The organism is Nostoc sp. CALU 1950 (assembly GCF_051172895.1).
Classification (GTDB): Bacteria; Cyanobacteriota; Cyanobacteriia; order Cyanobacteriales; family Nostocaceae; genus Nostoc; species Nostoc edaphicum_A.
On sequence record NZ_JBDNJQ010000192.1, the window covers coordinates 1 to 14386 of the forward strand.

Sequence of the window (14386 nt, forward strand, 5' to 3'; positions counted from 1 at the left end):
GGTGAGGCGATTAGCATAAAATTTGACCCATCAAAACTTTTCAAACAGCCTCTAAAGTGTAGGGACAAATTTCTGGAAAAACATTTTCACCCAACTCCGTTTCTCGAATTGCTAAAGCCAAACCTAGTTCATAAACACTGAAGAAAACTTCATCAAGATAGGGTTTCAAACTAGGGCTATCTTGCAAAAGCAGCTTAATTTGAACACGTTGCTCTCGAATTGTACCCAACCAGCTATTGCTACGTTTTTCAGCTTGAAATTGCCATTTTAGTAGATGTCCTAGCAGTACTCCTAGCCGATTTCGCAATTCTTGCCGTTCTCTTCTGCCCAAAGTTTCAATTTCTTCAATCAGGTTAACTGTATCCAATTGTTCCCACTGTTGAGTTTTGAGCAAGCTAACCTGTTTTTGCGTCCAATCATAGAAATCTGTTTCATATAGGTGAGATGTGTACATTTTTTCCACTTTATTTACACCTATTTACTTACCTACTTCTGCGGTAACGCTTGCACCAAAATCCAAAATCTAAAAATAAATATTGGGTTTAGCGATGCCTACGGCGGTAAGCTACGCCAAACCCAACCTCAAATAATCTAAAACCTCAGAACTAATTCGCTACCTCAGCCACCTCAATTACTCGCCCTTCATAGTCCTTGACTAAAAAGTTCAGGGGTTTGTGGTTACGAATCTTCAATTTCAAACCGCGCATTTCGATTCGCATTAAAATCATTTCCAGGCAGTCATGGTCAAAACAAACGTGGCGTTGCTGATTTTTGCTACCTAAACTCGCACCAGTAATGACGTGTAGCTGAGTGTTTTTCTTCAATTGATACCACAGCCCATCGTTAGCATTATTCATCATTTTGCTAGACAAGCTCGGCCCAGTAGACATATATAACGGATCGATGCCAGTTGCGCCTATAGTTTGTTCGTAGTTGTAGTAGTAGTGCAATGGCACCTCAGCTGCTGGCAAATCTAGCAGCCCTTCATACAACTGTCGGGCAATCTCCAAATCTGACACCATTACAGTGTGTACTTTTGGGGCACTGGTGAGAAACATCCACATAGCACCAGCATAAGCTGCTAGCAGCATTACCATAATGCCTTGGGTGGAGAATAGGCTATCTAAGGGCAGAGAAGGCAGAAAGGAGCCTAATGTAAGGGGACTGACTAGGAACGATACCACACTAACTGCTATAACCATGAACAAATAAGGATTCTATAAGGGAGTTGATTTTATGATTGTCGATTAAGACTAAAATTAAGTCCTTGTTTCTAGTTTATCAATACTCAAGTAGTCTGAGTCTCATCTACAAACTGAGCAACACCAAGATATTATGCGATTAACCAGGGGAGTGCAATTCCCAAAACTATTTTAACAACTATCAATCGCAAGGCTTATGCAAATTCCTCATTTTACGGAAGCTAATCACCCGCTGGTGAAATCGCTGTTCCATCACAGTGACCATGAATTACTAACTCTGTTTCAGCGCTATCCAGATGCCGGAAAGTACTTTACGGTGATTTTTTGCCGTTATAGCCCCATAGTCTACACCTTAATTCGGCATTCGGCGCGATCGCCTGTGCAGGCAGATTATCTGTTTGCCCTCACTTGGCGACATATCTACTATGAACTCGGTGGACTAAATTTAACCGACTCTGAATCAGGCGAAGAAGCTTTAACCATGCAAAATTGGTTAATTAATATGACAGCTTTCTGTATTAACGAGATTAAACTCCCACCTACAGAAGCAATTCATTATTCTCTCCAAGCGACTTCGCCACCACTATGGTGCTATGTACAACAGGCGTTAGACCAACTACCACCAGTTTTGCGATTAATCGTGTTAATGTCTCAAACTTTCCACTGGAGCGAAACTAGAATTGCTGCTTATTTACAAGCTGAAGGAGAAGCGATCGCTCCTAATGAAGTAGCCAATTTTCTCCAGGAAGGCTATCGTATGCTAGAGGACAAATTACCCGCAGATATCCGCGCCATATATTTTGGGGAAGATTTAGATCAGTCGTAACTCAAGTGTAAATACGTATATTGCTTGTCTTCAATTTAAAACTTAAAACTTCTTCTTAGACCTTCTACTTAAACCCGCAACTTTACGGGTAATTTTTATGAAACAACGGCTTGTATTTCCCAGGCAAAAGGTAGGCTTAATTTGTGTAGGTGCGATTTCTCGTCCCCAGGTACTTTTACACAGCTTTTTACTGTTTACTTTTTTATTGAGTCCGATCGCAGCGGGTGCGGTTGATATTACGCAACAACTCCACCGCCCTTTAAATAGTTCCGTTGGACGACAATCACGAAATGAAGCAGACGGTTTGCTGCGTATCGGTGAACAACAATATGCTTCAGGATATGCGGATAAAACAATTGCGTCTTCCTTGCGGGCACTAGAACTATATCATTCAATTGGCGACCTGAAAGCACAAGGTCTGACTTACAATTTGCTTGCTAAGGCTTATGTCCAGCTAGGTAGTTTAAAAGAAGCAGAAGATGCTTTAAGACGAGGATTAGCGATCGCTCGTGATACTAAAGACTTCCAAAGTCAGATTTTTGTGCTAAATAATATCAGTACATTTCTGCTGCAACAAGGAGAATTTGCTGCTGCTGGTAAAACCGTTGAAGATGCACTCGCAATTGCTCACAATGTCAAAAATATTGAAGGTGAAGGACTGTCTTTGAGTAATTTGGGTTTGGTAACTGCTAGGTTGGGAGATTACAACAAGGCGATTAAACTGTACGAAAATGCTTTAATTTTCCGCCGCCAGACAGGCGATGCTGTCGGAGAAGCAAATACCTTGAATAATTTAGGAGATGCTTACCTAGCATCTGGGAATTATCAGGATACCATTGCCACTTATGGGGCAGCAATGCGGATAGCTAAAACTAACCGCGATCGCACTAATGAATTACGAGCAATTGATGGTTTAGTTAAATCTCACACTGCTGTCGGACGCTATGAACGCGCCTTTGACTTACTAGAGCAACGTTTGGCACTCGCTAAGGAATTACAAAATTTACGAGAAGAATTAAAATCTTTTGAATCTTACGCTCAGTTATACAAGCAACAAGGTAATTACGTAACTGCCCGCAATTTTTACGAAAGGGCGATTATACTGGCGCGGACATTGGAAGATAGCAAACAAGAAGTGCAATTGCTAGATCAGCTAACTAAAATGCTTCAACGCAAGTAGGGGGAATTCATGAATTCCTCCTACTATTTTTTCCACTATTTGATTAATTCAAGTACACTGAACCATTTGCTTCAATTCTCATAGCACTTCTTCCCTGTGCTGCATTGGTAGCTTCGTTAAATGTCACTTCTAGGCTTCCTGGCTCTGAGGAAGGTTGGGGAGTAACTATCAACTGTCCGCCATCTTCTCGTTCAAATGTCACTGTTACTGGTGCGCTTAGACCTTGCAATATTACATCTGACTTACCTTGTAGCGATCGCGGTGCTGTATCGCCAATCACTTGGAAAGTTACATTAGCAGCAGTATCATTTACCAACCTGATATTAACTGTACCATTTGCTAGTGCGATCGTCGCGCTAGGGGCTTGCCGTGGTTGTTGTGCTGCTGGTTGGTCATTGGGAACCGCCCCTGGTGAGGTTTGTTGTCCAGGAACTGGTTGTGATGATATAACACCTGATTCTGGAGCTTCACCACCGACACCCAATCTTGTTTGATCTTGTGATGTGGTAGCAGGGACGGGAAGAAGCCCTTGAGCAGCTAATCTTTGGGTTAGTGCGTTGGGAGGACAACCTTGTGGCACTACAACGCGAGTGTTGTGTGGTTCTTCGTAGAAAATTCTAGGACAAGGGTTAATTTTGGGAGTAGATTCTTGTGCTATTGCTTGAGGAATTGCTGGCAGACTAATCAGTAATCCTCCACAAATAACGCCAAATAACTCAGCCGACTTGCGAAACTTTTGAAATTGCATATTCATTATTGACTCCTGGAAAAAGTTAAATTTTCTTTATTTAAAAATTTAAAACGGTACATTCAATATGGTTTAAACTTTCGATGCACACATACAATACTACCAACTAACTTTCTTTTTTGTATCTAACCAGGGACTAGACAATAATCTAAAATTAGACATAACTATTTCATTCCCAAGGCTTGAAAAGCTAAATCATTAGTGATAAATCTCAAAAATATAGCGGTTCTCAATTGTATGGAATACAGACCTAAACCCCAGCCCCTTCTCTTCTAGCATCGGAGTAATATTCAAAGCCTCTCTCCTAAAAGGAGAGAGGTCAAAATGTATTGCATACTAACGATAATCGCTATAACAAAAAATGATGAGCTATAAATTTAAAATAATTTATAACTCATTACCCAAGAATCTTAGGTAAAATAATTTAATAGATTTAAGCTTCTTTCCAAAGCTGACGAACTTTATCAGGTAGCCAGCTAGCGATTTCCTGAATTCGTTCTGGTGATAATTCGTCTTTAGTAGCAGAAAACACAGCTTTAACTACCTGTTCGCGTTCTACATTTGGTGGCATTCCACCTTCATTTGCTACCCGAAATAAGAAGCGATCGCTATTAATTTTAAAGATGCCGGGGCCTTGCCAAGGTGGACGTACCCGACTTAAAAATCCGACAATTGGATTTGTATCGTGCCATAGGTCTGCAATATCCATTTGCAGAGATTTATCATCGGTCGTTTCGGCCGGTTTTTGCAGTTCACCTTCAACTCGATCCGCTGCTTCTGTAGTCATCAGGTCACGCATCACCCGAAATACTACTTCGGTGATGTCCCTAGCATCGTAAATGTCTGGCAAACCACTTTGAGCCTTGACTTTTTCCAAAAATGGTATATCTTTTTCTTTTATATCGCTGGAAGAAGTTGTCATTTAAACCCTCAAAGTATTATTCATAGATGCATATTTGCCAAAATAAAATAGCAGCATATATAACTATTCCAGCAAAGAATTAGGAGTAGAAATATCAAACTGTAGCAATTAAATAAATGGCTAAATATTGCAACTCTTGTTATGTACAGTAGTAAATTTCTTTACTTTTCTACATCTATCACAGGAAACAGAAATTTCTGAACAAATTAAGACTCAAGAGTTATTGGTAAAGTGATAGTAAACGTAGTGCCAATGCCTTGGGTACTTTCAACTTGAATATGACCCTGATGATGTTCGACAATAGCTTGAGCGATCGCTAATCCCAATCCTGAACCAGTAGCGCTGGCTGTAGCTGTATTCCCAGTCCTATGAGTCCGTGCCGGATCTACCCGATAAAAGCGGTCAAACAAGCGTGGTAGTGCTTCCGCTGGAATTCCAACTCCGGTATCCTTGACTTTAACTTGCAACTGAGCAGTAGTATAACGTAGTCCAGAAACGCGATTTATTCCCTCCATCCTCGCCAATTCCACTTTCACCTGTCCACCTGCTGGAGTGTAATGCAAGGCGTTAGCAATTAAGTTTGTGAACAGTCGCACCAGTTGATCCCAATTGCCTACAAGGGTAAACCAATTTTCCAGTAATTCCGGGCTAATTTCGGAGGCGGGAGGGTCAATTAAGTTTAGAGAAAGGGCGATTTCTTTTTCAGGGACTAACAATTGTTGTTCTTCGACCACCTCCATCAGCAAAGCGTCCAGTGGACAAGGTGAAAAAGTATCTTTGCTAATACCACTATCTTGCCGTGCTAGGAAGAGTAAGTCATTGACTAACTTACCCAAACGCTGCGTTAAGCGTTCCACCACCTTTAACTGTTGCCGATACTGCAAAGAAGTAGTCTCTTCTATCTCTGCTAAATCTAAGTCAGCAAGGGCAACTTGCACATTGGTTTGAATCAAAGTAATGGGACTTCTAAGTTCATGTGAAGCATCAGCAGTAAATTGTTTGAGGCGTTGGTAAGATTCACCTACAGGTTCCATCGCTTTACCCGAAAGAAACCAGCCACTTGCACCCACAGAAACCACCATTAAACCAATACCTAACGCCAAATCAAAAATTAACTGGCGGCTAGGTTTAGTGACTTCAAACCAGGGATGACTAACACGCAGATATCCTAATACTTGCCGTCCCACTTCTACCCGTTGGGTGATTTGCCGCAATAAGAGTGGGGAGTTAGGAGTGGAGAGTAGGGAGTTAAGAGTGGGAAGTTTATTAACTTCACTTTTTTCTTTCTCTCCCTTGACTACGCGCACAGTTTCACCAGTCCGGTTGGCATGAATAGGAATATTTAGGGGTTCGGATAGCGTTGACCAAAGTAATTTACCATTCGGACTAAACCATTCTAGGTCGATGTGATCATCTTCTACGGCGTCGGTATTGTCACGAAAACTAGCTTCTACATTAATGCGAAATTTATCTGCATCAGCATTAATTGGCTCAAATATGAGCGTAGATGCACAGCGACTGGTTGTGAGGCAACGCTCTACTATTTCCACTACATGGTTAAGAGTGTCATCAATTCGCTCAATCAGTGTACTGCGGACGTATAAATAAACGCCACTGGCAAACAGTAGTAGTAATACAGCAGTGACAGCAGTGTACCAAATTGCAAGGCGGCGGCGAGTAGCCTGAAACATATTTTTCATCCACTTTTTTGACTGAATATCTTCACATTACGTGTTTATACGGTTAAAAATTAGCTCACTTTTTTAGCTGTGGTGATTTTGCTGAGGTTTAATTTTTGCTCAAGAATTACACTCTTGTTGCAGTAAATCTGCTTAATCCTATTTTATTCTTTACATCCAGGATAAAAAATCGTTCTTCTTTGGTTATCTATATCGAAGTAACTGAAACGATTGTTGAATACATTCCACCAAAACAACAAAAACATCCAAGCTTTGAAAATTAAGTCATGACTTAATTTTTATCTTGAGTAATTTATTTTGATAATTGAAATAACTATTAACCAACTTTTATTGTTTGAATTAAATTTGATTTTTGAATCTACCAAAGAGCATATTCTATTGTGGAAACCTGTAAAACTTCAAATCGAAGAATTCTAAGAATCTCACTAATGAGATTTAAAAAAAATCTAAAAGTAATTGTAACGTGCTTTTTGTCTTCAACAATTTTGTTCAAAGTAATCTTGGTTCAATTTTCTGCGTTCGCCTTAGAATATAACGAGCAGAGTAGTGTTACTTTGAAAGCAGAAAATAATGTAGATGTTATTGACAAAAGTTCATTAGAGTCAAATGCAACAGATAACTTACTAAGCCAAAGTCCGTTAAAAAAAACTTTAAAAGATGCTAACTCTCGATTACAAAAAGCCAAAAAGTTACGCAGCTTTACCATAGCTGACGTTATCCCAATTGAAGAATATAAAATAGAGCCTCCCAAACTACCCGAACAAGAAGAAGAAACTCAACCGGATACAATTAAACCATCAACTTCAAATGAACAAAAACCTTATACAACAACACAACAAATACTAATAGAAAAGCTACGTCAAGCTAAAAAGCAACAACAAGTAAATCAGAAAACAATAATTATTGATGCTCTGACAATTAGTGCTAATAGGTATCCGTGGATTGTTAATCCTACAGATAACCTTACTTTTAAACCTCAGTTATTTAAACCAAATGAAGACGAAAATTATATAGATACAGATTTAAATATTAGATTTTCTGGAGACAATCAGTTTATTGATAAATTTACCTATGCTAAATTTCCCAAAGAAGATCAGTTTTACTGGGTTCTCGATAACAATAGATTAGTAATTGAGACTAAAGGTACACAAGCTGGTATTCTTGCCCAAGGTAGAGCTACTGAAATTTACAGTACCCAAAATATGACATCAACTCAAGGATTTTGGGGATTACAATATGTTACTAGTTTACCCGTGAATTTTGATGAGTTAATTGGCGAAGTTGAAATTAATGATTTTTCTATAGCTGCTATAGCAGGACAAGTAGTTAACCCTGAAGGAATACCTGCTGGTAGAGTCATAATTAATAGCGGAATTAATCCTGAAGATCCTAATGTTACAATTCTGGAAAATATTGCACCAATTATTGGTAGTGGTTCTACTTTGAGTAATGATGGAGGCGGAGCTTTATTTGACTTATTAGATGCTACTAATTCTCCTCGAATCATACAAGCCTTTCCTACTACAAATTTAAAACCTTTACTAAATGGAGGGAGTGTTAGGCTGCAACTAGGCGAAATTATTCCTGATCCGGTTCTAGAAAATACTGGTATTTTATGGGGTAATATCTTGACGGGTGAAGGTTATGGTTTTACTGCTCCTGTCTCTTCATTACCGGGTATTAAGATTACTCAGAGAGACAAATTTGATAACTTTGATTTATTGAATATAGTAGTTAATCCTTTCTTGACTCCACTTGAGAGAGACTTGTATTATTTAAATTCTTTATCTTGGGTATCTTTCGGCAAAAGAGATCCCGTATTTGAAGTGTTATCTGAGACACAAAAAACTTCTAATTGGCACAGACTATATGTTAGCTACCCTCATAACCGCAGTATTATTCAATATGATCCAGAAAAAATTAGTGCTACTTATTCTAATATATTTTCTAGCCCAGGAATATCTATTACAGCTAATTTCAGCGAATTTAGTATTGATGGGATACAAACAGCTAATTCTACTTTAGGATTGGCATTGGGTGGAATCTTTGAATTCATTAAAATAGATAATATTAATGAAAGTTTAGCAGAAGCGCGACAAAGCTTTAAAAATGGTGAAGGTTTTGTTCCCTTAAATACAAAGTCTACACCAGATCAAAGAAGACAAATTAACAACAGAATTAATCGGACTTTAGCCTATTCTAATGGAGCGACTAGTCTAGAACAGGTATCTGGAAATTTGACACTTCAGAGTAAAATTACTCCCAATGACTCTAGTATCTTGCAAATAAGAACAGGAAATCACAAGCGCGCAGTCCAATTTTTACAAAGAGATATTGAACTTTTAGATCCAGGTGATACATTCTTTTCAACCCTCAGACTTTCTAATGAAAGATTTGGCCCTTTGACTTTTATAGGAAATCAAATTCCTTTGGAGAATACTGGAATTAATCCTATTAATGAATCTACCGGTGCTGAAGTGATTTTGACTAACTCTCAAGGAAGACAATTTGTACAACGATTTAGTTCAGCAGATAACACTATAGTACCAATTCCAGTTCGGACATTTGATTTAGCATTCGATTATTTTGAACTCACCAGAGTTGATCTCATAGGTGCGAGTTTTAAAAGCTTTAATGGTTATCTATCTTTACCCTCAGTCGAATTATTAGCTGCGGGTTCTTCTGGTGATTTAAACTATAGTGCTAGCTTGGGAACCTGGTTTAATATAAATGCTAACTCAGCCCCAGGAGTTTCTAATAATAATTTAGGTTTAGCAGAACCATCTGTGGGCATATATGCTAACATTCTAGTTAACTATATTAAGACTCATGTCCAGTTAAACTCAGATAAAAAACCTGTAGCTATCAATACTCATGTACCATCATTAAAAATTGACTGGAATAGTGCATCGAATCGCAATAATCCTTTCTCTACTGTCTTAAGCTATTACTTTAATCATCAAGAAAGAAATTTAAGCTTTTCTTTAGTACCGGCTATCGCTTTTGTTGAAGAAAATAGTAATGGTGAGTTGCTAGGACTATTTAGTGGTGAACTTAGTACTAGCACGGGTTTGAATATTAACACCAATCTAGAGTTAGGGAAAAATCTTTTCTATGAGTTACAGGGTTTACAAAAAGTGAGTACCAATTTATCTGTTGGTGCTTATATTAAAAATTATACTACAAGGAATTTGGGTTTAAATAGCCGATTGTCTGGCTTAAACTACGGAGCTATTTTTAGATATAACTTTACCGATAATAATGTTTTTTTAGAATCTAAAATTGGTACGGGTGAAAATGGATTTGATTTACAAATTCAAGGTGGTTATCGATTTTGATAATATTAATATATGTAATAACTGTAGGTTAAGCACTGCTACAAGCTTTAAAATAGAATTTTTCGGCATCAGTAAGCAGTGCTCAATATACAAATCAGGCTAATCTAAAGCACCTGAGCTATTAACACCAGATCCAGCTCGAATTATAGTTGTTATATCTTCAATTGAAACACTATTATTCAGCGAACTTGTTGTTGGATCAATCAATGAGTTTGGGCTAGAGGGTGTATTACTTTGAACTAATCCTGGGGTTATAGTCAGACTAGTGATAGTTTCATTATTTCCACCTGCTATCCCTCCATAGGTAGGTGTAATTGTTATACCGTTATCAAGGGATGAGCCGGAAGGTAAAATTAACTCGCCACTGACGCCAAGAAAAGTACCAGAAGGTCTAATCAAACTAACAGCACCACGAGCAGTGGCTTGTTGTGCATTTGCTGGCGCTGCTAAAAAATTTCCTGCACTCACTAAACCTAATAAGCAGATACTTCCGCGGATTATTATAGATAATTTATTAGATAAATTGTTCATGATTTTATTAGCTCCTCATACTTTTTGCCTTAGGCTCGTTCCCAGATTTTGCTTGGGAATGCAGATTTAACCCCGACTATGAAAAGTAGAGGCGTAATCTTTTTTTATTTCTTTTTGCAAATAAAAATATATAACCCTTGCTGTGAGTATTTTGTTAAAAATGAACATTTTTAGGCTTCGTATTGTTACGTAAGTGTTATATCCATTTTTTGGTAAGTGTTACAGGGTTTATATTGATATGACTAAAATTATGTAAAGGGATGATGAGGAGTTGCGGCAATCACTGACGCTTTGATTCTATGCTGAGGGGTTAAAGAAAAAATTTAATCTTTTTATACAGAAAGCTGCTACGCATCGGATGCAAGACAATTTAGGGGCACATAGCTGCACCCCTATGGAAGTCAGTACAACAATATTCCCGATTTTTCTAAGGAATATTACGAATTACAGATTGGTATTAAACACTTACCAAAACGGCTTCTCGCAGCTTGGCAATCACATCACTCAGATTACCCGTGTTCAGGCGGTAACTCAAAGGATGAGCAATTAACCGGGCCGTGCTTTCATAGAGAGTAGCAACTTCAATTAGACCATTTTCGCGCAAAGTTCGACCTGTGGAAACTAAATCCACGATCGCTTCTGACATTCCAGTAATTGGGCCTAATTCCACTGAACCATACAACGGCACTATTTCCACAGGTAAATCCAGACTGTGGAAATATTCACGAGCGCAATTTACATACTTGGAAGCAACTCTACCATGCGGTGGTAAATCTAAAGGCGATCGGTAAGAACTTGATGCTTTTACCGCCACCGACATCCGACAATGCCCAAACTGTAAATCTACCAAGTGGGCAACTTGCGGCTGCTTTTCCCGCAATACATCGTAACCGACAATACCCAGTTGTGCTTGACCATATTCTACATACACCGGCACGTCCTGTGCCCGCACCAACAAAGCTTTTGCAACTCCCTTAGTGTCAGGAATTTGAAGTTGGCGAGTTCCTGAATCTAAAAAAGCACTAAAATCTAATCCCACAGCTTGTAGCAGGCGGATGCTATTTTTAAGTAGTTCCCCTTTTGGCAATGCAACAGTCAGCATTCTTTTTATTGGTATCCTTAGCGTCTCGACAGTTGAATAATATTGAGAATATCTCTATATGCTTACCACAAGCAGCATGAGAATTTTATTAGTTGATGATGAAATTGAACTAACTGAACCCTTGAGTCGCTTATTAACTCGTGAGGGTTACGCTGTTGATGCCGCTTACGATGGTACAAGTGGCAGTGAACACGCACAAGCAGGCAATTATGATCTACTGATTTTAGATTGGATGCTGCCAGGAAAAACGGGGTTAGAGATTTGTCAGGAATTGCGACGCCAAGGCAAAACTACCCCCGTGCTGTTTCTCACAGCCAAGGATACTTTGGATGACCGCGTAGAAGGTTTAGATGCTGGTGCTGACGACTATTTAGTTAAACCTTTTGAACTGCGGGAGTTACTAGCGAGAGTTCGTGCTTTATTGCGTCGTTCCGGTTCTCAAACCTATGAAACCACCACTGGACGTTTAACTGTCGCTGATTTAGAACTTGATTGTGAAAATCAAGTAGCCTATCGTCAGGGACGAATAATTGAGCTATCGCAAAAAGAAAGCCAGTTGTTGCAATACTTTATGGAACACACGGGACAGCTACTAACTCATGCCCAGATTATGCAAAATTTGTGGCAAGAGGAAGAACAACCTAGTAGTAATGTGATAGCGGCATTAATTCGCCTGTTGCGCCGCAAGATTGAGGTAGGTAGAGAAACTACGCTGATTCATACAGTCTATGGCAAAGGCTATCGTTTCGGTGCTTCCTCAGTGGAGTCAGTTTAGACGCCTGCTTTCGACTCACAATGATTTGGTTAATTGGTTAGGAGAATCATTAATATTTCTCAGTCTTTGCGATTTTAATTCCTGTCGAAGTTTGTTGTAGAGAGATAAATCCACAGGCATCATAATTTGTGAAATTCCCTTCCAGACACCAAGCTGATTATTCGCACCGATATCTTCCATAAGTTGATCAGTATAACGCAAGGAAAACGAGGTTATGCATGTTGCCTTCGCTACAACGCTATTGTATTGAGTTTTCATCCAATCGATATCTGCTGCCATTTCTTGATATATTGCTGGCGGCGAAGGCAATAACAAGTTGCCTTTGACATACTCTAGCAGCCACCAAGCACCAACTTCTGATGTCAACTGACTGTAAAAACTGCTGTTATAGCCAACAAAACCCATCTGTGGAATATTAGGATGAATCAGATAACGGTAAAGGTTAAAATTACCATCTTCATCGATTACCTGTCGCCGATATTCTTCTTCGAGAAATGGAAGTTCTTGGCGAAATCCTGTTCCAAAAATTACTATATCTGCCTGCAATTGCTGACCATTGGCTAATTCCACACCATCAGGGATAAACTTGGTGATGCTGGTTTTTATTGCCTGAATTTTACCAGAATGTATGTATTTGAAAAAATCTGGAGGAGCTATGCTAATGCCACAGTTAGCCTGATTCATCGGTTGTTCGGGCAACAAGCCGCAGCTATCAAGACCGAATTGCAGGCGTAGTACCATCTCATTAGTCCGCCAAAAAGCCCATACTAGTGGCTTACCCAGAGTGTGCAGTAGTTTTTCAATCCGTCCCATCTTACGGTACGGGAACCAAGCTTCTGAAAAGCGGGTTAATAAAACATACTTCAGGTTTACTAAACCCAAGAAAAATCTAGGAATCTTCCATAGGGACTGACGGAAGACGAGGGTGGATTTTTTGGCTATGTTCGCCGCCAAAGTCGCAATGTCGCAGGCAGATTTGCCAAAACCCACTACCACTACCCGCTTACCCTCAATGATTGAAGCATCGTTAAACTCGGTAGAATGCAGTACCCACCCTCCAGATGCGGCGAACTCCTCCTTACCTGGTAAGGAAGGTAGCTTAGGGATACTATATGTGCCATTGCACACTAACACAAAGTCAAATTCCTGCTTTTCCTCTTTTGTCTCACCCCCATTACCTTCCTTCATTCTGATGGTAACTACCCATCCTGGTCGTTCTCCAGTTTTTCGGGAAACATTGGTAACTTCCGTTTGGAAGCGAATTCTCTCAAGAACCCCAAAATTATGGGCGTATGAATCTAAGTAATCCCGCATCTGTTCTGCTGTGGGCCACTCTGGGTAGGATGCAGGCATGGGATAATCTGAAAAACTATAGGTGTCACCCGTATTTTGGGTTGTTAATCCTGGGTAAGTTCGAGATTTTTCCCAAACACCACCAAGTCCTTTTTGTTTCTCGAATACAGTAACGTCATAGCCTTCTTCGATAAAAGTTTTAGCTGTCACCAGTCCGCTGATTCCAGCCCCGATAACGCAAATCTGTTTGATTTCCATTCTTTTTTATGTAAATTATGAAATAATTTTTGCAAAGATGAATTTACAGTAGGTTTTATTTATTTGAACTACATCTGTCGTGGGCCCTAAAGAAATAGCAGACATTATTGATCATGGTTAAATAGGCACAAACATTACAAGTCAATAAAACCTACTTTTTAGGATGCAAATTATCAATGAGGTTTGTGCAAGTTTAATCTGCAAAGCAGGTTTTAATCACTCGCAGATTCAAAACTTAATTGAAGATTTTGCAGAAGGCTGTGAAATATTGCCTGTCTCACTAGAAACGCTTCAGTATGCAGTCAAATTGTTCGTAGGCGTAGCCCTGCGGCATGTTTGACTCCGCTCACCAGCCCCTCAGTGACCATTGTAGACATTGCTATTTGCGATCGTTTTACAATAGCCTCATCATTGCCAATGCCGTCAGCGTCACAGGTTCCATAAATTTACTACAAACTTAGAGGATGTTTGAAAAGTCGGGAATGTTGTAAAAAAGCTCTCTCGGTATAGG

Annotated in this window: 12 protein-coding genes; 4 read left to right on the top strand and 8 right to left on the bottom strand. The window is 39.3% G+C overall.

Going from position 1 to position 14386, the window contains the following annotated elements; translation table 11 throughout:
• Nucleotides 1–40: 40 nt before the first annotated feature.
• Both ABF638_RS32630 and ABF638_RS32635 read right to left on the bottom strand, forming a co-directional pair.
• A complete protein-coding gene (locus ABF638_RS32630; RefSeq protein ID WP_435026976.1) occupies nucleotides 41–454 on the bottom strand; it encodes a DUF29 domain-containing protein in 414 nt (137 codons plus the stop codon).
• A 151-nt stretch (nucleotides 455–605) separates the two neighbouring features.
• Nucleotides 606–1202, bottom strand: coding sequence for a glyoxalase-like domain protein (locus ABF638_RS32635; protein WP_435026977.1), 597 nt, complete (start codon nucleotides 1200–1202; stop codon nucleotides 606–608).
• A 196-nt stretch (nucleotides 1203–1398) separates the two neighbouring features.
• On the opposite strand from ABF638_RS32635, the gene ABF638_RS32640 reads away from it, so the two are divergent.
• Nucleotides 1399–2028: a sigma-70 family RNA polymerase sigma factor gene (locus tag ABF638_RS32640; RefSeq protein ID WP_181932455.1), complete on the top strand. Its 630-nt coding sequence runs from the start codon at nucleotides 1399–1401 to the stop codon at nucleotides 2026–2028.
• A 97-nt stretch (nucleotides 2029–2125) separates the two neighbouring features.
• A complete protein-coding gene (locus ABF638_RS32645; RefSeq protein ID WP_435026978.1) occupies nucleotides 2126–3208 on the top strand; it encodes a tetratricopeptide repeat protein in 1083 nt (360 codons plus the stop codon).
• A 43-nt stretch (nucleotides 3209–3251) separates the two neighbouring features.
• Here ABF638_RS32645 and ABF638_RS32650 read toward each other — a convergent pair whose 3' ends face one another.
• The 3 genes from ABF638_RS32650 to ABF638_RS32660 all read right to left on the bottom strand — a co-directional run bounded on the left by ABF638_RS32650 (nucleotide 3252) and on the right by ABF638_RS32660 (nucleotide 6569).
• On the bottom strand, nucleotides 3252–3962 hold the full coding sequence (locus tag ABF638_RS32650) for a hypothetical protein (RefSeq protein ID WP_435026979.1): 711 nt from the start codon (nucleotides 3960–3962) through the stop codon (nucleotides 3252–3254).
• 427 nt (nucleotides 3963–4389) lie between these two features.
• Nucleotides 4390–4878 carry a DUF2267 domain-containing protein gene (locus tag ABF638_RS32655; protein WP_435026980.1) on the bottom strand — a complete coding sequence of 163 codons (489 nt, stop codon included), beginning with the start codon at nucleotides 4876–4878 and terminating at the stop codon, nucleotides 4390–4392.
• A gap of 206 nt (nucleotides 4879–5084) precedes the next feature.
• Nucleotides 5085–6569, bottom strand: coding sequence for a sensor histidine kinase (locus tag ABF638_RS32660; protein ID WP_435026984.1), 1485 nt, complete (start codon nucleotides 6567–6569; stop codon nucleotides 5085–5087).
• A 437-nt stretch (nucleotides 6570–7006) separates the two neighbouring features.
• On the opposite strand from ABF638_RS32660, the gene ABF638_RS32665 reads away from it, so the two are divergent.
• Nucleotides 7007–9916 (top strand): hypothetical protein, encoded by a 2910-nt coding sequence (locus ABF638_RS32665; RefSeq protein WP_435026981.1) that lies wholly within the window; start codon nucleotides 7007–7009, stop codon nucleotides 9914–9916.
• Between the two features lie 99 nt (nucleotides 9917–10015).
• Here the strand turns inward: ABF638_RS32665 and ABF638_RS32670 are convergent, their stop codons facing one another.
• Together ABF638_RS32670 and hisG are read right to left on the bottom strand one after the other, a co-directional pair.
• Complete coding sequence (locus ABF638_RS32670) at nucleotides 10016–10447, bottom strand: hypothetical protein (RefSeq protein WP_435026982.1); 432 nt, start codon at nucleotides 10445–10447, stop codon at nucleotides 10016–10018.
• A 457-nt stretch (nucleotides 10448–10904) separates the two neighbouring features.
• Nucleotides 10905–11549 carry an ATP phosphoribosyltransferase gene (hisG, locus tag ABF638_RS32675; protein ID WP_181932448.1) on the bottom strand — a complete coding sequence of 215 codons (645 nt, stop codon included), beginning with the start codon at nucleotides 11547–11549 and terminating at the stop codon, nucleotides 10905–10907.
• Between the two features lie 76 nt (nucleotides 11550–11625).
• On the opposite strand from hisG, the gene rppA reads away from it, so the two are divergent.
• Entirely contained in the window at nucleotides 11626–12324 is a 699-nt protein-coding gene (gene rppA / locus ABF638_RS32680) for a two-component system response regulator RppA (RefSeq protein WP_181932731.1), read from the top strand.
• 15 nt (nucleotides 12325–12339) lie between these two features.
• Here rppA and ABF638_RS32685 read toward each other — a convergent pair whose 3' ends face one another.
• Nucleotides 12340–13875, bottom strand: a complete 1536-nt coding sequence (locus tag ABF638_RS32685; protein WP_435026983.1) for a flavin-containing monooxygenase — start codon at nucleotides 13873–13875, stop codon at nucleotides 12340–12342.
• Nucleotides 13876–14386: the final 511 nt, after the last annotated feature.